Here is an 18,064-nt window from a genome sequence, read left to right on the forward strand (position 1 = left end):
GATGAACGATGACACGGTCTTGATCGATGTCGCCTGATCCACCGCCATCGCGAGCAAGCTTTGCTCCCACAGTATTCAGTGTTCAGTGTTCAGTGTTCAGTGTTCGGTGCTTAGCCTGGGGCCTCGGTAGAGCCTGCCGTCCCACCTCGAAACTTCAGCATCCAACACTGCCCAAACCCCGCTTTCAGCATCCTGCCCCGTGGCATCTCCTTAGACTGGAATCACCTCGGAACAGGACGCGACCATGCTCAAGAATCGATTGAAAGACCCCAGCCTGTTGGCAGAACTCGCTTACATCGACGGTCAGTGGATCGGCGCCGACAACGCCGCCACCCTTGACGTCATTGACCCGGCCACCGGTCAGGTGCTCGCCCGTGTACCGGCGATGCAAGGCGTGGAAACCCGGCGTGCCATCGAGGCCGCCGAGCGCGCCTGGCCAGCGTGGCGCGCGCGTCCGGCGGCGGAGCGTGCAGCGCTGTTGGAGCGCTGGTATCAAGCCATGATGGACAACCTCGACGACCTCGCGCTGATCATGACCTGTGAACAGGGCAAGCCGTTGAACGAAGCCAAAGGTGAAATCCGCTACGGGGCCGGTTTCGCCAAATGGTTTGCCGAAGAGGCCCGTCGGGTCTATGGCGAGACCATCCCGGCGCCCAGCGGCGACCGACGCCTGCTTACGCTCAAGCAGCCGGTGGGTGTCTGTGCCGCGATCACCCCATGGAATTTCCCCAATGCGATGATCACCCGCAAGTGCGCACCGGCCTTGGCGGCCGGCTGCCCGGTCATCGTCAAACCCTCGGACCTGACCCCCTTGTCGGCCTTGGCCCTGGCGGTGTTGGCCGAGCGGGTCGGGATTCCGGCCGGCGTGTTCAATGTCGTGACGGGCATGCCGGCCGGTATCGGCGAAGAGCTGACCGGCAACCCGACGGTACGCAAGATTTCCTTTACCGGCTCTACGGCGGTCGGGCGCTTGCTGATGCGCCAGAGCGCCGAGCACATCAAGCGCTTGAGCCTGGAGCTGGGCGGCAACGCGCCGTTCATCGTGTTTGACGATGCAGACCTGGAGCAGGCGGTGGCCGGCATCATGCTCAGCAAGTTTCGCAACGCCGGCCAGACCTGCGTCTGCGCCAACCGCATCCTGGTGCAGGACGGTATCTACGAACGCTTCGCCGCGCGCCTGGTAGAGGAGGTGGGCAAGCTCAAGGTCGGAAACGGGTTGGAGGCTGACGTGATGATCGGCCCGCTGATCAACCTCGCTGCGGTGAACAAAGTCGCCCGGCACATCGACGATGCGTTGAGCCAGGGCGCGCGTCTGCTCTGTGGCGGTGTTCCCGAGGGCGACAGTCAGTTTGTCCAGCCAACGGTATTGGGGGAGGCCCACGCCGGGATGTTGCTGGCCAACGAAGAAACCTTCGGCCCGGTGGCTCCGCTGATGCGCTTTACTACTGAAGAGCAGGCCCTGGCCCTGGCCAATGCCACGCCTTATGGCCTGGGCGCTTATTACTTCACCCAGGACCTGCGCCGCTCATGGCGTTTCGGCGAGGCGCTGGAGTTCGGCATGGTCGGGCTCAATACCGGGCTTATCTCCATGGAAGTCGCACCCTTCGGCGGCATCAAGCAGTCGGGCCTGGGGCGCGAAGGCAGCAAGTACGGCCTGGACGAGTACCTTGAAGTCAAAGCCTTCCACATCGGTGGGTTGTGATGCGACCGTCATTTGAACAGACACCAGGGAGCCACGATTGATGAGCAAACCATTTCGAATCGCTGCGATTGCCGGCGATGGCATCGGTAAGGAAGTCCTGCCGGAAGGGCTGCGGGTACTGGAGCAAGCCGCGAAAAAGTGGCAGTTGTCGCTGGACATCGAAGTGCTCGATTGGGCCCATTGCGATTACTACCTGGAGCACGGGCAGATGATGCCCTCCGACTGGTTCGAACAACTCAAGGGCTTCGACGCGATCTACTTCGGCGCCGTGGGTTGGCCGGACAAGGTGCCGGATCATATTTCCCTGTGGGGCTCGTTGCTCAAGTTCCGCCGCGACTTCGACCAGTACGTGAACATCCGCCCGGTGCGGCTGTTTCCGGGCGTGCCGTGTCCCCTGGCCGGGCGCAAGGCGGGGGACATCGACTTCGTGGTGATCCGTGAAAACACCGAGGGCGAATACTCCTCCATCGGCGGCAAGATGTTCGAAGGCACCGAGCATGAGTTCGTGCTGCAGGAGTCGGTGTTCACCCGCCGAGGCGTCGACCGCATCCTGAAGTTCGCCTTCGACCTGGCCCAGACCCGACCGCGCAAACGCCTGACAGCGGCCACCAAGTCCAACGGCATCTCCATCAGCATGCCGTATTGGGACGAGCGCACGGCATTGATGGCCGAGCAGTACCCGGATGTGAAGTGGGACAAGCAACACATCGACATCCTGTGCGCTCGCTTTGTTTTGCAGCCGGACCGGTTTGATGTGGTGGTGGCGTCGAACCTGTTCGGCGACATCCTCTCCGACCTGGGCCCGGCCTGTGCCGGCACCATTGGCATCGCACCGTCGGCCAACCTCGATCCGGAGCGCCGCTACCCATCGCTGTTCGAACCGGTGCATGGCTCGGCCCCCGATATCTATGGGCAGAACATCGCCAACCCGATCGCGATGATCTGGTCCGGCGCCTTGATGCTCGATTTCCTGGGTAACGGCGATGAACGCTACCGCGCGGCCCATGATGGGATTCTCAAGGCCATCGAACAAGTAATCGCCGAAGGCCCCATCACCCCCGACCTGGGTGGACAAGGCTCGACCCAGGATGTTGGCCGGGCCATCGCCGCCGTGCTCTGAGGCTCGATCTAACCTGCGACACCTTTTGCCCGCTCACACTGCGGGCTTTTTTTTGCTGATCCGCCGCCACCCGCCAAAAAACCTTGCTCGCTCCCACATTGGGTTCTCGGTTGGCCGCAGATTTCACCTCCACCCGCAACCCGTTGTGGGAGCAAAGCTTGCTCGCGATAGCGGTGGATCAGCTAGTGGTGATGTTGGCTGTGCCGCCGCCATCGCGAGCAAGTGCTGCCATACACCGGATTACTTGACGACGTATACCTTGCGCACATAGACGCTGCTTTTCCAGGCACACGGTGCATTCAGCGGGACGAAAACGGTGTCGCCGGTCTTGACCGTCAAGTCGCTGCCATCGGCCGCCTGCAAGGTGACGCTGCCTTCGAGCAGGTGCATCAGCTCATGCAGTTTGTGCGGTCGTGACTTGCGGGTGTAGGGCGTCGAGTCCCAGATACCGATGCGCAGGTTGCTCGCTTCTTCGACAAACAGATTGTGCGAGCGACATTGCGGCGGCGGGCTGAGCAGGATCTCGTCATCCGGGGCAGCAGAAGGCGAGAGCAGGGTGTGGGCGGGGAGTGCCGTCAGCCCGGCAAGGTGCGCTTCGATGCGTTGGGTCTCGGCACAGAAGGCCCAGAGCGAGCCGGGCTGCGCCTCGACCTCAAGTGCCGTGCCCCGACCGATCACCGCGCTTTCACCCGGCTTGAGCTGCAGCGTCTGCCCCTGGCTGCGCAGCGTCACTGCGCCGGCATGCACCACGAGCGTCTCACTGAAGGGGTATTCATCGACGCTGAACAGCCCATTCGCCCGGACCACGCCGGCAGCCATGCCATCCGCCCCGGCATAGGCGATGAGTCGGTCGAACGGATCGTTGGCGCCCAGCGAGCCCGGGGTGAACGGGGTTGAGGCAAGACTGCCATCGGCGTGTGCCAACAGCACTGCAGTGGGTTCGAGCATGAAGATGATTCTCCAGGGAAGCGTTGAGGGGAGTGTGGGTTTCAGCCAATGGCCTGGGTCACCGGCGCAAATTGTCGAACCGCACCGCTCGCCTGCGGGGGCGTGCCCCGTGCCATTTGGGCGACGGTGTCGACCTGCTTGAGCCCGGCCTCTTCCAGCCAAGGGGCCAGGCCGCTGCTTGAAGGGATGTCGATGCGAACGAATGCGTCCGGCACCTGAGCCAGCAGCACGGCGATCAAGTGTTGGGCCTGTTCCAGGTTCTGGGCGATGACCGGGCCAATGCAGCGGCCACGGCCGAAGGGGCGCAGCAGGGCGAAGGCGCACAAGTGACCGTCGCGCTCGATACCCGCTGAATGTTCAACGACCTCGAACAGGTCATTGAGCACAACGCTCCGCTCCAGCCCGCTCCCGGCATTGGCCAGTTTGATCAGCTCGGCGTGATCGGCTGCGCTCAGCTCGCGGCAGCGCTCGCCGGCGGCCAGTTCCAGTGGGGCCGGAACCAGCGCTTGCCCTTGGTGCTGCTGGATATGCCCAAAATCAACGAACCCCTGACTGGCATACAGCGGGGCACCGGCCAGGGTCGCGTTGAGGATGGCGGTTCGCGAGCCGCAAGCTTCGATTGCCAGTTCCATCAGCTTGCGACCGATTCCCTGGCCCTGGTACTCATCGTCGACAATCACCAGGCCGATGGTGGCGTAGTCCCCTTGGGCGCAGGTGAACGCCGTTCCGATCAAACGACCCTGGTCTTCCACGACAAACCCCTGGGCGACGCGCTGCAACATCGCCCAGTCTTCCAGGCGATGGGGCCATTTCAACTGCACGGACAAGGCATGGGCCGAAGGCACGTCGGTGGTGGTCATGGCACGATAGAAATAAGTAGGGCGTTGCGAAATGGACATGGCTGATCACCATAAAATAAGGGACGAAATCGGATGGATATGTGCGCTGAAAGTCTTTGTATCTCACCTGCCACCGGGCCTGGCAAGGGCGGCACATCGATTCGGTATCTTGCGTAAGCAACGGCCCTGCCGGCCACATTTCTTGCTCAAATCAGACGCCTGGCCAGCAGTAAATACCGGGTCGTTTTTTCGCTGTTCAGATCGAAACCAGAGGCCGTCAGGGCTCAATAGCTGCGCTCACGATCAACCAGGCCCAGCATCGATTCACCCCGTTGATGCCGGCGGATGTTCTCCAGCAACACGCCAAAGGCACTTTCAGGCTGAGTCATCGCCGCGATGTGCGGGGTCAACAGTATGTGGGGATGGTGCCAGAAGGGATGGTCCGCTGGCGCCGGCTCCTGCTCGAGGACATCCAGCACCGCGGCGCTGAGTTGGCCGTCGGCAAGGGCTTCAAGCAGGTCCTCTTCCACCAGGTGCCCACCTCGGCCCATGTTGACCAACGCTGCGCCCTTGGGCAGGTGTTGGAACAGCTGGCGGTTGAGGATCCCTCGGGTCTGTTCGGTCAACGGCAGGACGCACAGCACAATCTCGCATTGGCCGAGAAAGGCCGGCAATTGCTCGTCGCCAGCAAAGCACGCCACCCCGTCGATGTGATGTTCGCTGCGGGCCCAACCGGATAAGGCAAAGCCAAAGGTCTTCAAGGTGGCGAGTATCTGCCGTGCCTGCAAACCCAGGCCCATGACGCCCACCCGGCGTTGCCCGGCGGGCACCAGCCGGTGTGCTTGCCAGCACCGTTCGGCCTGTTGCTGGCGATAGCGCAACATGTCCCGGTGCAGGCTGAGCACGGCGAAACTGGCGTACTCGCACATGCCTTGGCTGATGCCGGGGTCGAGCAAGCGCACCACCGGCAGCGTTATCGGCAAGCGGCTTAGGTCGAGTTGATCCACGCCGGCTGACAAGGCGAATAGCACTCGCAGATTCGGCAACAGCGTTTCGATGTCGTCCGGTGCCTGCCAGGCCGCCAGGTACTGGATATCCCGCGGGTCGCCGATGTCTGGCCAGGCACGCCATTCGATGTCCGGCGCGTGTTCGGCGAACAGGCGCCGCCAGTGTTCGCCGCGTAACGGGTCAGCTTTATAGAGCAGGGCCATGGGTCACTTCTCGCCTGAAATCAAGGAGCCCCTAGCATGCCTCAATGCCAGAGCAGGATCTGTCGAAAGGGCCGGTGTAGCAGCATCACGCTGCGTTGCAAGGTGCCTCTTGCGGCAGATTCCATGGGGCTGGAATGCCTCTGGAGGATTCTGCTGTTTGCCGGGGTGTAAACAGTCGATCCGAATTTCTCAACGACCAAGTTCGGCTTAGACAATCGCGTCGAACGCTTAACCTGTGAACACACCGCAGCCGCTTCCTGGCTGCGAGGCTCACGATGGGAAATGCCAATGAACAGTAAAGTCGAAGAAACCCCAAGTTTGCTCCGTCAGCGTGATCAATTCGTGCCACGTGGCCTGGTCACCGCGCACCCGTTGGTGATCGATCGGGCCCAGGGCTCGGAATTATGGGACGTGGACGGCAAGCGCTACCTGGACTTCGTCGGCGGCATCGGTGTGTTGAACATCGGCCACAATCACCCCAAGGTCGTCGCGGCCGTGCAGGCCCAGCTGCAGAAGATCTCCCATGCCTGCTTCCAGGTCGTGGCCTACAAGCCTTACCTGGACCTGGCCCAGCGCCTGTGCGAAATGATCGGCGGCCAGCATGCCTATAAAGCCGCATTTTTCACCTCGGGTGCCGAAGCGGTGGAAAACGCGGTGAAGATCGCCCGGGCCCACACCAACCGCTCGGCCGTGATTGCCTTTCGCGGCGGGTTCCATGGCCGGACCTTGCTCGGCACTACGCTGACCGGCATGAGCCAGCCGTATAAACAGAACTTCGGTCCGTTCGCCCCGGAGGTCTTCCACACGCCGTATCCGAATGCCTATCGCGGCGTCACCAGCGCGATGGCGCTCCAGGCACTGGACGAGCTGCTGGCCACTCAAGTGGCACCTGAACGGGTCGCAGCGATCATCATCGAGCCGGTGCAGGGCGATGGCGGTTTCCTGTCGGCCCCCGTCGAGTTTTTGCAGGGCCTGCGCGCATTGACGCAAAAGCATGGCATTGTGTTGATTCTCGATGAAATCCAGACCGGTTTCGGTCGCACCGGTAAATGGTTCGGCTTCCAGCACGCCGGCATCCAGCCGGACCTGGTCACGGTCGCCAAGAGCCTCGCCGGTGGCTTGCCGCTGTCGGGCGTGGTTGGCAAGGCCGAGATCATGGACGCTCCACTGCCGGGTGGCCTGGGCGGTACTTACGGCGGTAATGCGCTGTCGTGCGCGGCGGCGCTGGCGGTGATCGAGGCGTACGAGCAGGAACAGCTGCTGGCCCGTGGTGAAGTCCTGGGTGAGCGCTTGCGCCAGGGCCTGTTGCATCTGCAAACCCGTTACCCGCAGATCGGCGACGTGCGCGGCAGCGGCTTCATGCTGGCGATCGAACTGATCAAGCATGACGACGCGCGCACCCCGGACGCCGACCTGAACCAACGCCTGATCGACGAAGCCCGGGCCGGTGGTTTGCTGGTGATCAAGTGCGGGGTGTACCGCAACGTCTTGCGCTTCCTGGCGCCGCTGGTGACCAGCGAGGCGCAGATCGACGAAGCGTTGCAGATTCTCGACGGCGCCTTGGCACGCGTCCTGGGCTGACGCCCGCGTTCATGACGTTTGCCTGGGCGAGCGTCAGTGGCGGTTGTTAATGGAGCGTTGATCGATGGGACATCATCGGAGGCTTTACAGATGAGGCTGACTGAATATCGGGCGTTGTTGATCGACTGCGATGAGGTCCTGGTGGATCGGGACTCCGGCGTCTGGACGGCGTTGCAACCGTTGCTGGAAAACCATGGCGAGCCGTTGGACAAAGCACAGGTGCTCGCCGATTTTGACGAGGTGCTGCAAGCCTTGTACCCGCGTTTCGGCGAATTGGGCTTCAGCGGCTTGCTGTGTTTCGCCCACCGTCAATTGGCCGAGCGCTGGAAGCTCAAGGTCAGTTGGGAGGAGGGCATGAGCTTCGCCCGCTCGGCTGCCGGTTGGACGCTGTTCGAGGATGCGCCGGGTGCGATGCTCTACCTGCGCAAGTTCTATCGGTTGTTGGTGCAGGGGGATCGCGATGCCGAGGACCGGGGCGTGTTGTGCGAGCGCCTGGGCATCGAGCCTGATGATTTTATTTCGCTGGCGAGCGACCCGTTGCAGGATCACGATTGGTTGGCGGCCAATGGCCTGAGCGCCGAGACGATTCTCCAGGTGACCCGTCCCGGCGCCCACCCACGGTCGGTTGGGGCTGTCTGCCTGATCTGCCGCAACGCCGATATGTCTCCCGCGCCCTGTGCGGCGGACTACTGCATCAACAGCATGGCTGATCTGGTCGCTCAGCATCAGCTGTCCTTACGACGCTGATTTTGTTAGAAGATTGTCTTACAAACGGCAGGCAAGAGGTATGCGATGGAAGGTTTAGCGAAACTGGACCGGATCGACATCAGCATTTTGGTAGAGCTTCAAAAAGATGGCCGCATGACCAACGTCAGCCTGGCCGATGCCGTGGGCTTGTCCGCCAGCCCGTGCCTGCAGCGGGTCAAACGACTGGAGTCGTTGGGGTACATTTCCAGCTACAAGGCCCATCTGAACCTGGCCAAGATTACCGATTCGGTAACGGTCTTCACCGAAGTCACCCTGAGCGACCACAAGCGTGAGGACTTCGCCAAGTTCGAATCCAACATCCGCCTGGTGGATGAAGTACTCGAATGCCACCTCATCAGCGGCGGCTACGACTACCTGGTGCGCTTCATGACCCGCAGCATCCAGGACTACCAGGACGTGATGGAAAGCCTGCTGGACAAAAACATCGGCATCTCCAAGTACTTCAGCTACATCGTCATCAAGTCACCGGTGCGCAAGGATGAGATTCCATTGCGTAAGTTGTTGCGGCATTGAACCCGAGATCCATCCTGGAGCAACTGTGGGAGCGAGCTTGCTCGCGAAGGCGTAGGCAGATTCAGCATTGAGGCAAGCTGATCTACCGCCATCGCGAGCAAGCTCTCTCCCACAAGGGATCTGGGCTTTTATTCCTTGAGGAAGGTCAGCAGATCCTGATTGAGGCGATCCTTGTGCGTCTCGGTCAAGCCGTGCGGCGCGCCAGGGTAGACGATCAGTCGAGCGCCCTTGATCAGCGCCGCCGAGGCCCGGCCTGAAGCGTCGATAGGCACGATCTGGTCGTCATCGCCATGAATCACCAGCGTCGGCACATCGAACTTCTTCAGATCGCCGCGGAAGTCGGTCGCCGAGAATGCCGCGATCGAGTCATAGGTATTCTTGCTGCCACCCTGCATGCCTTGCACCCAGAACGACTGGATCAGCCCTTGGGATGGCTTGGCGCCCTTGCGGTTGTAGCCGTAGAACGGGCCCGAGGCGATGTCCAGGTACAGCTGCGAGCGGTTCTCCAGGGACGCCTTGCGCAGGCCATCGAACACCTCGATAGGCAAGCCACCAGGGTTGGTGTCTGTCTTGAGCATCAACGGCGGGACAGAGGACACCAGCACGGCTTTCTTCACTCGAGCGGTGCCGTGACGGCCGATGTAGCGAGCCACTTCACCGCCCCCTGTCGAGAAGCCCACCAGGGTGACGTCCTTCAGGTCCAGCGCTTCAATCACCGCCGCCAGGTCATCGGCGTAGTGATCCATGTCGTTGCCTTCCCAAGGCTGGCTGGAGCGACCGTGGCCGCGACGATCGTGAGCCACCACGCGATAACCCTTCGAGGCGAGGAACATCATCTGGCCTTCCCAGCTGTCGGAGTCCAGTGGCCAGCCGTGGCTGAAGGTCACGACCTGACCATCGCGCGGGCCCCAGTCCTTGTAATACAGCTGGACGCCATCCTTGGTGGTGATGTAGCTGGCGGACTGGACCACGCTGCCGACAGCAGACGCACTGGCAGCGGCCTGGACAGGCGACGCGGCCTCGGCGCTGAGGGTGGCCAATGCCAGGGTGGCGACAGCGAGGGTGCGGTTGAATGTGTTCATCGTTTCTCTCTCCATAAAGGTCGGTTTGATCTGCGGCGATCGTCGTCGATCGCGTTGGTGGGCAGATTAGAGAGAGAGGCCGTGGACGAGAACGGCGCCGGTATCGATAGCAACTATTGGAAAATTCCAATAGCTGCGTTTCGCTTCGGTTGCGAGGTGAGTCTTCGTGGCGAGGGAGCTTGCTCCCGCTGGGTGGCGAAGCCGCCCCAAACGGTCACACGTGTAAAAGCGGCAATGTCTTCAGGCCATTTGGCGTTTGAATATGCGCAACCAGGTAGGGTGCCGAAGGCGCTTGCAGTGCATGAAGATGGACCGGGCCAGAAAAGTTCATGGCCGTCAGGATCGCTTTGATTTTTTCCGGATCCGTATGAAAGACATCCAGTGCCAATAGCGTGCAGCCCTTGTCCTGGAGCGTGTCCGCCGGATGAGGCCCAGGCGCCCATTGAATGAGGGTGGGGACTGATCCGGCCATAGGGAGGTTTCCATCAGCCGGTACGGTTATTTGCCAATTCAATGTTCCTCTCGTCATGGGTTCGACATCCCCGGCAAGGCCAGGGCAAGCATCACGAGCGGTATGGATATCATCGGTGCGTGCCACCCAGGTCGCCAGGCGTGCCGGCGAATGGGGGGCCAATTGATCAAGGCCGAACCAGCGTGCCCGGTCCGGACGTATGGCGGACGGGTCCACGGCAATCACTTCGAGGTAGAGCCCGGGGCCAAGGTGCAGCAGCCTGTTATGGGTGCCCATGCGTGAATGGACGCCGCCAGGTTGAAGGGCGACGCCCAATGCGTCAGTCACGAACGCGCAGCCGGTATCGAGGTCCGTTGCCACGATGACGAGGTGATCGATGGTGGTTTTCATGTGTTCATCCATCCGTGGGTTGGGAAGTATCTGTCGCCATCAACCAAAAGAAGGCATCGGCCCCAGCGAGTGCAAGATCCACATGACCGCCGCCACCGCTGCCAGCACTGCGACCACAATACCGATCAGCACCCATTTCAGGATTTTCTGCCCTTTCGACGGCTGGGACCTTGGCGCGTGTGCCTCTACCATGTACTGAATTTCCCCGGCGCATCGCGGGCAAGCAGCAGTGTCGTAAGGGAGGAGGAACCCGCATTGATCACAGTTTGTCATGTCGTCACTTCGAGGCTCAAAGGAGGGGTAGCCCTTTATGGGCTTGTTAAAACGGACCGAAAGCGCGTGGCGTCAGTCGCTTAATATTTGTAGACGATGCCCAGCCTGCCCATGATCTCCAGGGCGTTGATCAGGCCCAGACCGTTCATGGGCAGGCAGGCAAAGGCCTGGTATTCATCGAAGTGCGTGCCGATGGCCAACAACTTCAAGTCATGGGCCTCCAGCTGGGCGTTGAAATACTGCAGGAGCGCACGCTCCCAATCGTTGGCGCGGTTGATAGCATCGATGGCTTTACGCTCAGGCGCAGGGATTTCAATGCCCAGTTGCCGCAGCGGGGCGAGGGCATTGACGGCATCGACCCCGTAGGACGACCACTCCTTCCATTCGAACCCCGCCAACTGATTGGCCTCGGTGAGCGCTGACTCAACCTGCGTCCAAGCCCAATCCCACTGCCCGGTAGGCACCGGGATGTTTTGAATGAGCGCCTGCGCGCGCGCCTCGTCGAACAGGCAATCAAACAGATCGGCCAGGGTCTCGGCCAAATCGGGCTGAGGCCCTTGCTCCTGGGTGTCCAGGTCGTGGCTCAAGCGCTGCCACAGGCTACCGAGCTCGGCCCAGTCCTCGTCGTCCATGTCGTCATCGATCACCTGTGCCTTATGGCCGCGCGAGTAGTTATCCAGCCGCGTCTTGCGCACGCGTACGCTGCCCTCGGCGAGATCGACCTCATAACTGCGGTAATCCAGGTAGTTGGTCTGGAAAACGATGCGGTCAGCAAACACGTCATGGACGAGGCTTTCCTCAGCGTCGAAATACGCCGCGCCTTCGACGTTGCCATGGGCGGTGATGATGCGTTGAAACGACAGTGGGTCGATTGGATTCATGTGGGCGGGGTCACAGGGAGAAGGGCGAAAGGGGAGCGCCGCGTACGCTGGCCGATATCCGGATCGCGCTGATCGTACACCAAGGCCTGGGGGTTGCTAAGGGGCGGAATGTGGACTGCGTCAACTGTTGGGCGTGTGTTTGGGTCTATGCTTACCTTGCCCCCTTGAATCAGGCTTCATCCATGTACAAACACCGAACAATCCGGCGGGAGAACACGTGAGACATTCGACACCGGCTGCAGCGCTGCTCTGCCTGTTGCTCGGCACGGTTGATGCCGGGGCCGAGGAGTATCAAGTCATCACCGAAGAGTGGGCACCGTACAACTATCAGGAAAACAATCAGCTGACCGGCATGACCACCGAGATCGTCCGGGCCATCATGGCGCTCACCGGGAATGACTTCGAGGTGCTGTTGCAGCCGAGTATGCGAGCCACCCAGGTACTGAAGACGCGACCCAAGACCATCATGTACTCACTGTTCCGCACACCGGAGCGCGAGCCATTGTACAAATGGGTCGGACCGATCGTGGAAGAGTCCATCCATCCCTATCAACTGGCCAGTACGCCGCCGGTGAACTCCCTGGAACAACTGCTGCGTGCCCCGCAGATCACCACCCGCCACGCCGGCCTGGTGCCGCAGATGTTGCAGTCGCTGGGCTTCAACAATCTGGATAAAAGCGCCACCGAGAGCAAGCTGCTTTACCGCATGCTGCTTGCCGGACGCACCAACATCATCATCGGCGACACCGATGCGGGCGTGGCTTACTACAGCCGTCAGTTGAACATCGCGCCGGGCACGCTGCGGCGAATTCCTATCGAACTGTATCGCTCGTCGCTGTACATCGCCTTCAGCCCTGACAGTGACGATGAAGTGGTGGCGGCGTGGGCCAGTGCGTTAGAGCAGTTGCGGCGTTCCGGGGAGTTGGAGCGGATTCAGCGGCGGTATGAGGGGGCGGTTGGACAATGAACTCACGGAACCGGCGAAAGCCGGTCCCAGGTATTAATACGGCTTTCTACGCTCATTATGGTTATCATCCTTGAGTGACAAATATGTACCAAGGATCTGAAAACTAAAGGGAAATAGACCAATGCCCAAGGCGGTTTTCGTCAGTAGAACTGTTTTGTTTGGCGACTGTGATCCGGCAGGAGTGGTTTACACACCGCGATTTTCATATTTTTCAGTAGAGGCTATCCATGTGGCACTCGATGAATGGCTGGGCACGCCCGGTCTTAGAACCCTGATGGGCTTTGAGATACTGCCGCCCGTACGCGCCATGTCAATGGAGTTTCTGATGCCTTTGACGTGGGATGATGAGTTGTCTATCAAAGTCAGCGTGGCGAAGTTGGGCGTTCATTCGTTCACGTTTTTGGTCGAAGGGTTCATTGTTAATGGGCCCTTATCTTTTGTGGCGAATGTCACTCATGTATGTGTCTCGCCGGAAACCAAAGAAGTTGTAGCCGTTCCCGCGCAGCTGAGAGCGCTTCTTTCATAACCCGCTGGAAAGACGTTCGTCCGGGCATGAGAAATCGGGGTCATAGCGGGACATCGGGGTCAGACCACGGTAAAAAACGGACCCATTCATGTGTGAGTTTTGTCCTCTACCGTCTTCAAGTGGGCCGCAGGTACCGACTCCACAAGCCAAACGCCATTGTCCGCCTGAAAGAACCGAACCCCTGCCTCTCTCATACCCTGTACATCAACAGCGAGTAGTACAGGTTGTCCATAGCGCTTGCCAACGGCCATTGCTGTTTCGGGACTTTCAGTCAGATGGACATGGTGCCGACTGCCTGGGATCAAGCCCTGCACCTCGATGGAGGCCATGAAGCGGCTGGCGGTTCCGTGATAGAGCTGGGCAGGTGGTTTTTTTTCGACGTGTTGCACCTGGACCTGCCCGGTGCTGTGACCTTGTGCGGCTCGGATGCGTTGACCATCTTCAGAGAGCGTGAAACGCTTCTTTTCGTTGGTCTCGACCACCTCGTGCAGCATCTGGTAGTCGAAGGTACGGCCATGTTGGTTGGCGTTCGAAATCAGATTATCAATGTCGGCCCAACCGTCGCGGTCCAGGACGAGCCCCATGGATTCGGGGGCATGGCGTAGTACGTAGCTGAGGAGCTTGCTGATGTCGTCACGTTGTTTCTTGTTCAAGGAAAGGTCCTTTTTCATTGGCTGATTACAGATAGTACTGTGCTTGGCGGCATGGAGGCACTCAAACGAACGTTCCCGGAGGCCGAAGCGGGCTCATTCTGAGTGATGTTGAGTTGATATCACTCAGTTGCGTTGGTACTATCCGCGGCGGAGTAGTTGAGCATCGGTAAGCTCACCCGCCCTTTACTTAAGCTTCGGCTTTACATTATCCGCGGGGGAGAAGAAGTTTTCTCCATGCCGGTTCGAATCCGGCCTACTTCACGTTAAGCAGCAATATGACGAGCACTATAATTTTACGTACGCGAGCCTTGAAGCTGTTCCGTACCAAGCTTGGCAATCCGGTGCGAAACCTGAACAGTGTCGTGATCGGTTTATGCGGGGTCGGTGCAGGAATCGCGTTGAAACCCAAGGATCTTGCTGTTAGCTGGGCTCCTGGTGATCTCATCCAGGCTGAGCGTGAGGCAAGAGGGTTTGCAATAAAGTCTTTGATGGTAACGGCCTGTGATGCCTTGGATCATTACCTTGAAGACTTAGGCGTTGGTCCGAGCCCATTGGCTGATATGACCTTACGTTCAGTGCTGAGAAAAGAGCCTCAGATTATCCAAAGGGGCCAGGCGCTCACGCCAAGCGGCATATCAATGCTCGAGACGCGACTGAATGAAGTCATCGATCGCCCATCCGAGATCAAGTCTGTCCTGCGTGATTTTTCGGAAAAGTTCTGTGGCAAACAGAAAACGCTATCGTTGAATGCTCGTTGTGGTGGGCTTTTTTCCCACGCTCAAACCTTGAACGGACCTGCCATTTCCGCCATTCCTCTAAGACCGTCCTATCACTCGGCTGTGGTCCTATTGGTTGCATGGCGCAATGTACTCGTACACGACCTGGATACGGATCCGCTAGATCCCAAGGTCGTTTCGGATTTGATCGCGGATAAGGAGTATCTGGCTGCCGAGCATGCCGGTATAGACTTCGAAAAAACCCTTGAGCGATACAGTTCTAAGAGCGAGCCATCTCTTAAGGATATTTCTACACTCGTCTCCATACTCATGCGGTATCTAGCCGCAATTGATGCTCGGCTAATCGCATCCTGTGATCTTGGTAGATTTGTTCAAGAGGCCGTTTGCGAGGAGCTGAACTTGCGTGGTGCGCCAGAAGATACCCTGCGGAAGTGGGCAGGCAAGAGCTATCCTGAGCGTATTTCAAAGGCGCTTAGAATGGTCGGTAACCATGGCTTCGTTTCCACAACTTTTGACAGAAAGAAAAAAAGCTATCCTGGACGCGTGATCGCGAAGCAGGACATGAGTTTTCTTGATGCTAATAATTTCAAGGAACTTTCAAGCTTGGTTTTTCCAGATATTTGTAAAGGTAACTAGATCGCGCCAAAATCGCAGAGTCGGGTCAGACCACGGCTGTCAAGTTATAGTCTGATCCGGATTTTCTGCTGAGGCATAGGTCTCTGCATGCTACAGGCCAGTTCAATTCCGGATATATAGGCAGTGACAGAATCAGGCGCCTGATGAAGCCAATCGCGGCAGACGTTCTACCGCTCTTGATAGTACTGCGCTCTACGCCTGGCCTCTTCCCGCTCCATTTCCTCATAATGCTTGCGTTCTTCCCGCTCCCTCTCTTGATGGCGCTCGCGGTGTTTCCTGTCTGCGGCTCGATCCATTTCCCGCTGCTGCTCCCAGTGGCGCCTGTTTGCCTCTCGATAGTCCTGGTTCCGATCACCGGCAAATGCACCCGCTGAGGTGAAGCCAATCCAGGTGAGTGCAAAAATGGCAGCCATTTTCATGTACTTGTCTCTCTAGCGCAGATGTGTGCGGGAGGTGAAATTTGCGGCTTCCGGTAGACCATGAGGATGGTCGCAAGTGCATTGCTATGGGTTGAAAAGGGGACGCTCCAAGTTACGTCCCCTTTTTCTGCTTTCTAGAAGCTGTACTTGGCGGTCAGCATCATATTGCGAGGGTTGCCGTAGGAGTCACCGCCATAGCTCACGGAGTTGGCGATGGTCGAGTAGTACCTGCGGTCGAAGATGTTGTTGGCGTTGACCTGCAAGTCCAGGTTCTGGCTGACCCGGTAGCCGGCCATCAGGTCGGTGATCGCGTAGCTGCCCTGTTCGAGGCGGTATTTGCTGCCATCAGCCAGCAGGATGTCGTTGTACATGCGGCTCTGCCAGGAGACGTTGCCGCCCACGCGCAGTTTTTCCAGCGGGCCCTGGAAGTGGTAGCTGGTGGTCAGCTTGAACAGATGCTCCGGCGTGTCGGTGTCGAACTGCTTGTTTACGTTCTGTGGGTTGGCGGCGTCCTTGATAGTGTGTGTTCGTGCGTAGGTGTAGCCACCGCCGACTTGCCAGTTTTCGGTCAAGGCGCCTTGCAGTTCGAAGTCGATACCCTGGCTGCGAATCTCGCCGGAGGCTTCATAGCAGGTTGCCTGTGGGCAGTTTGCTGTAAACAGTTGCACGGCGCGGTTTTCCTGGTCGACGCGGAACAGCGCCACGCTCGCATTCAGCGCGCCATCAAAATATTCGCCCTTGATGCCGACCTCGTAGTTCTTGCCGACGATCGGCTTGACCGGGCTACCGGAAGTATCCTTGGAGCTCTGCGGCGTGAAGATATCGCTGTAGCTGACGTAGACTGAGTGATGCTCGTCCAGGTCGTAGATCAAGCCGGCGTAACGGGTGAGGTTACGGGTGACCTTGTAGTCGCCATCGCCATCCCGGTTATCGTAGTCGTACCAGTCCAGGCGCCCGCCGAGGATCAGCTTCAACGGGTCGGCCAGGCTCAGGCGTGTGGTGAGGTAGACGCCATCCTGAGTGGTCACTTCGCGCTGGTTGTTGGTGTGGACGAAGTCCGGTTTACCCGCATTGAACGGCCAGTTGGTGTCGTACGGGCTGTAGTTGTGGGTGGTCATGTCGTAGATGCGCTTGCTGGCGCCCACCACCAGTTCATGGCTGCGTCCGAACGCCTCGAAGGGCCCGCTGGCGAATGCGTCTACTCCGGCCTGGTTTTCATCGAAGTCGGCCTGGTAGACCGTGCGGGCCAGTGTGTTGTTGACCCAGCGCGATTGGTAAGAGCCGGAGAACAACGCGTTCTGTTCGGAGTAGTTGGCGTTGACCTGAAGGTTCCAGTCATTGGCCAGGCGATGACGGACTTCGGCGAATACGGTGTTGATCTCCTGATCCTTGTTCTCCCAATCCGTCCCCGGATTGTAGGAACGTGGCAGGTCCAGATGATGGCCGTCCTGGCCGATCATCGAAGAGCCCCAGAAGTAATTGGTCTTGTCCTTCTGATGGGAAAATCCCAGGGTCAGGGTGGTGTCTTCGCTCAGGTCCGCTTCGGTGACGGCATAGAACAGGCCGTGGTCCTCCTCGACATTGTCGATGAAGCTGTTGGCGTCCTGGTAAGAGGTCACGACCCGGCCGCGCAGCGTGCCACTGTCGTTGAGGGGGCTGGAGGCGTCGACTTCGCCACGGTAGTCGTCCCAGCTGCCGGCCGCACCGGTCAGGGTGACTTTCTGCTCGGCCAATGGTCGCTTGCGGATCAGGTTGATGGAGGCCGAAGGGTTGCCTGCACCTGTCACCAGGCCGGTGGCACCGCGCACCACCTCGACTCGATCGAACATGGCCAAGTTAGGCTGGGCGCCAACGTTAACGCCGTTGTAGCCACTCGGGATGCCGTCATACATCAAGTTGTCGATTTCAAAACCGCGTGCCTTGTAGATCTGCCGACCAGGACCAGAGGAAAAGTCCAGGAACAAACCGGGCGTCGCCTTGACCACGTCGTTGATGTCGGTCATCACCTGGTCATCCATGCGCTGGCGCGTAATGACGGTGACGGCTTGTGGGGTTTCACGCATCGTCAGCGGGAGTTTGGTCGCGGTCGACATCGCGCCGGTGGTGTAGGACTCGGTGCCTTCCGTGGTACTCCCCAGTTGGCCGCTCCCGGAGACCTCGGTTGCGTCTAGTTCCAGGGTGGCGGGTGGGGTGGTGCTGTTGTCATCGGCAAAGGCTGGGGCGAGGGTGGCCATGCAAATTGCCATGGCCAGAAGATTGCGGGCAGGGGTGAAGTGACGTGGCGGGGTGGCACAAGTCGACATGGATAGATCCTTAGATGCTAATGCTTGTGAGAGTAATTCGCAT

General features: G+C 59.5%; 18 protein-coding genes and 1 tRNA gene. 9 read left to right on the plus strand and 10 right to left on the minus strand.

The window, feature by feature from the left end; genetic code table 11:
- Positions 1-244 precede the first annotated feature (244 nt).
- Both AB4O09_RS12580 and AB4O09_RS12585 read left to right on the plus strand, forming a co-directional pair.
- Positions 245-1,702 (plus strand): NAD-dependent succinate-semialdehyde dehydrogenase, encoded by a 1,458-nt coding sequence (locus tag AB4O09_RS12580; RefSeq protein WP_003203184.1) that lies wholly within the window; start codon positions 245-247, stop codon positions 1,700-1,702.
- 40 nt (positions 1,703-1,742) lie between these two features.
- The gene (locus AB4O09_RS12585; protein ID WP_038856293.1) at positions 1,743-2,822 is read left to right on the plus strand and encodes a tartrate dehydrogenase; all 1,080 of its coding nucleotides are present in this window, start codon (positions 1,743-1,745) and stop codon (positions 2,820-2,822) included.
- Positions 2,823-3,062: 240 nt separating this feature from the next.
- Here the strand turns inward: AB4O09_RS12585 and AB4O09_RS12590 are convergent, their stop codons facing one another.
- The 3 genes from AB4O09_RS12590 to AB4O09_RS12600 all read right to left on the minus strand — a co-directional run bounded on the left by AB4O09_RS12590 (position 3,063) and on the right by AB4O09_RS12600 (position 5,820).
- Entirely contained in the window at positions 3,063-3,770 is a 708-nt protein-coding gene (locus tag AB4O09_RS12590) for a cupin domain-containing protein (RefSeq protein ID WP_460108282.1), read from the minus strand.
- A 41-nt stretch (positions 3,771-3,811) separates the two neighbouring features.
- Positions 3,812-4,669 (minus strand): GNAT family N-acetyltransferase, encoded by an 858-nt coding sequence (locus AB4O09_RS12595; protein ID WP_003203175.1) that lies wholly within the window; start codon positions 4,667-4,669, stop codon positions 3,812-3,814.
- A gap of 224 nt (positions 4,670-4,893) precedes the next feature.
- Positions 4,894-5,820: a 2-hydroxyacid dehydrogenase gene (locus AB4O09_RS12600; RefSeq protein WP_460108284.1), complete on the minus strand. Its 927-nt coding sequence runs from the start codon at positions 5,818-5,820 to the stop codon at positions 4,894-4,896.
- A 288-nt stretch (positions 5,821-6,108) separates the two neighbouring features.
- On the opposite strand from AB4O09_RS12600, the gene gabT reads away from it, so the two are divergent.
- The 3 genes from gabT to AB4O09_RS12615 all read left to right on the plus strand — a co-directional run bounded on the left by gabT (position 6,109) and on the right by AB4O09_RS12615 (position 8,682).
- On the plus strand, positions 6,109-7,401 hold the full coding sequence (gene gabT, locus AB4O09_RS12605; RefSeq protein ID WP_003203170.1) for a 4-aminobutyrate--2-oxoglutarate transaminase: 1,293 nt from the start codon (positions 6,109-6,111) through the stop codon (positions 7,399-7,401).
- 90 nt (positions 7,402-7,491) lie between these two features.
- Positions 7,492-8,148, plus strand: a complete 657-nt coding sequence (locus AB4O09_RS12610; RefSeq protein ID WP_003203169.1) for an HAD family hydrolase — start codon at positions 7,492-7,494, stop codon at positions 8,146-8,148.
- 45 nt (positions 8,149-8,193) lie between these two features.
- Positions 8,194-8,682 carry an Lrp/AsnC family transcriptional regulator gene (locus AB4O09_RS12615; protein ID WP_003203167.1) on the plus strand — a complete coding sequence of 163 codons (489 nt, stop codon included), beginning with the start codon at positions 8,194-8,196 and terminating at the stop codon, positions 8,680-8,682.
- 128 nt (positions 8,683-8,810) lie between these two features.
- Here AB4O09_RS12615 and AB4O09_RS12620 read toward each other — a convergent pair whose 3' ends face one another.
- The 4 genes from AB4O09_RS12620 to AB4O09_RS12635 form a co-directional block, all read right to left on the minus strand.
- Complete coding sequence (locus AB4O09_RS12620) at positions 8,811-9,764, minus strand: alpha/beta fold hydrolase (RefSeq protein ID WP_003203164.1); 954 nt, start codon at positions 9,762-9,764, stop codon at positions 8,811-8,813.
- A 214-nt stretch (positions 9,765-9,978) separates the two neighbouring features.
- Entirely contained in the window at positions 9,979-10,626 is a 648-nt protein-coding gene (locus AB4O09_RS12625) for a VOC family protein (protein ID WP_038857543.1), read from the minus strand.
- A gap of 39 nt (positions 10,627-10,665) precedes the next feature.
- Positions 10,666-10,818, minus strand: a complete 153-nt coding sequence (locus AB4O09_RS12630; protein ID WP_003203160.1) for a hypothetical protein — start codon at positions 10,816-10,818, stop codon at positions 10,666-10,668.
- Between the two features lie 161 nt (positions 10,819-10,979).
- Complete coding sequence (locus tag AB4O09_RS12635) at positions 10,980-11,780, minus strand: DUF6630 family protein (protein WP_003203159.1); 801 nt, start codon at positions 11,778-11,780, stop codon at positions 10,980-10,982.
- Positions 11,781-11,997: 217 nt separating this feature from the next.
- On the opposite strand from AB4O09_RS12635, the gene AB4O09_RS12640 reads away from it, so the two are divergent.
- Both AB4O09_RS12640 and AB4O09_RS12645 read left to right on the plus strand, forming a co-directional pair.
- Complete coding sequence (locus AB4O09_RS12640; protein ID WP_003203157.1) at positions 11,998-12,747, plus strand: substrate-binding periplasmic protein; 750 nt, start codon at positions 11,998-12,000, stop codon at positions 12,745-12,747.
- 121 nt (positions 12,748-12,868) lie between these two features.
- Complete coding sequence (locus tag AB4O09_RS12645) at positions 12,869-13,273, plus strand: acyl-CoA thioesterase (protein WP_100264061.1); 405 nt, start codon at positions 12,869-12,871, stop codon at positions 13,271-13,273.
- Positions 13,274-13,359: 86 nt separating this feature from the next.
- Here AB4O09_RS12645 and AB4O09_RS12650 read toward each other — a convergent pair whose 3' ends face one another.
- Complete coding sequence (locus AB4O09_RS12650) at positions 13,360-13,926, minus strand: RNA 2'-phosphotransferase (RefSeq protein ID WP_100264093.1); 567 nt, start codon at positions 13,924-13,926, stop codon at positions 13,360-13,362.
- 149 nt (positions 13,927-14,075) lie between these two features.
- On the opposite strand from AB4O09_RS12650, the gene AB4O09_RS12655 reads away from it, so the two are divergent.
- Both AB4O09_RS12655 and AB4O09_RS12660 read left to right on the plus strand, forming a co-directional pair.
- Positions 14,076-14,187: transfer RNA gene (locus AB4O09_RS12655), tRNA-OTHER, on the plus strand.
- Positions 14,188-14,234: 47 nt separating this feature from the next.
- Positions 14,235-15,299: a hypothetical protein gene (locus AB4O09_RS12660; RefSeq protein WP_177429522.1), complete on the plus strand. Its 1,065-nt coding sequence runs from the start codon at positions 14,235-14,237 to the stop codon at positions 15,297-15,299.
- Between the two features lie 167 nt (positions 15,300-15,466).
- Here AB4O09_RS12660 and AB4O09_RS12665 read toward each other — a convergent pair whose 3' ends face one another.
- Together AB4O09_RS12665 and AB4O09_RS12670 are read right to left on the minus strand one after the other, a co-directional pair.
- Positions 15,467-15,718, minus strand: a complete 252-nt coding sequence (locus AB4O09_RS12665) for a hypothetical protein (RefSeq protein ID WP_028237312.1) — start codon at positions 15,716-15,718, stop codon at positions 15,467-15,469.
- A gap of 134 nt (positions 15,719-15,852) precedes the next feature.
- Positions 15,853-18,021, minus strand: coding sequence for a TonB-dependent siderophore receptor (locus tag AB4O09_RS12670; RefSeq protein ID WP_460108286.1), 2,169 nt, complete (start codon positions 18,019-18,021; stop codon positions 15,853-15,855).
- Positions 18,022-18,064 lie beyond the last annotated feature (43 nt).

It is taken from the genome of Pseudomonas sp. H1_F01 (assembly GCF_054681425.1).

What these genes read in the sequence shown, in the direction of transcription:
- AB4O09_RS12580 (WP_003203184.1), top strand. Translation starts at nt 245, where the DNA reads ATGCTCAAGAATCGATTGAAAGACCCCAGCCTGTTGGCAGAACTCGCT.
- AB4O09_RS12585 (WP_038856293.1), top strand. Translation starts at nt 1,743, where the DNA reads ATGAGCAAACCATTTCGAATCGCTGCGATTGCCGGCGATGGCATCGGT.
- AB4O09_RS12590 (WP_460108282.1), bottom strand. Translation starts at nt 3,770, where the DNA reads ATGCTCGAACCCACTGCAGTGCTGTTGGCACACGCCGATGGCAGTCTT.
- AB4O09_RS12595 (WP_003203175.1), bottom strand. Translation starts at nt 4,669, where the DNA reads ATGTCCATTTCGCAACGCCCTACTTATTTCTATCGTGCCATGACCACC.
- AB4O09_RS12600 (WP_460108284.1), bottom strand. Translation starts at nt 5,820, where the DNA reads ATGGCCCTGCTCTATAAAGCTGACCCGTTACGCGGCGAACACTGGCGG.
- gabT (WP_003203170.1), top strand. Translation starts at nt 6,109, where the DNA reads ATGAACAGTAAAGTCGAAGAAACCCCAAGTTTGCTCCGTCAGCGTGAT.
- AB4O09_RS12610 (WP_003203169.1), top strand. Translation starts at nt 7,492, where the DNA reads ATGAGGCTGACTGAATATCGGGCGTTGTTGATCGACTGCGATGAGGTC.
- AB4O09_RS12615 (WP_003203167.1), top strand. Translation starts at nt 8,194, where the DNA reads ATGGAAGGTTTAGCGAAACTGGACCGGATCGACATCAGCATTTTGGTA.
- AB4O09_RS12620 (WP_003203164.1), bottom strand. Translation starts at nt 9,764, where the DNA reads ATGAACACATTCAACCGCACCCTCGCTGTCGCCACCCTGGCATTGGCC.
- AB4O09_RS12625 (WP_038857543.1), bottom strand. Translation starts at nt 10,626, where the DNA reads ATGAAAACCACCATCGATCACCTCGTCATCGTGGCAACGGACCTCGAT.
- AB4O09_RS12630 (WP_003203160.1), bottom strand. Translation starts at nt 10,818, where the DNA reads ATGGTAGAGGCACACGCGCCAAGGTCCCAGCCGTCGAAAGGGCAGAAA.
- AB4O09_RS12635 (WP_003203159.1), bottom strand. Translation starts at nt 11,780, where the DNA reads ATGAATCCAATCGACCCACTGTCGTTTCAACGCATCATCACCGCCCAT.
- AB4O09_RS12645 (WP_100264061.1), top strand. Translation starts at nt 12,869, where the DNA reads ATGCCCAAGGCGGTTTTCGTCAGTAGAACTGTTTTGTTTGGCGACTGT.
- AB4O09_RS12665 (WP_028237312.1), bottom strand. Translation starts at nt 15,718, where the DNA reads ATGAAAATGGCTGCCATTTTTGCACTCACCTGGATTGGCTTCACCTCA.
- AB4O09_RS12670 (WP_460108286.1), bottom strand. Translation starts at nt 18,021, where the DNA reads ATGTCGACTTGTGCCACCCCGCCACGTCACTTCACCCCTGCCCGCAAT.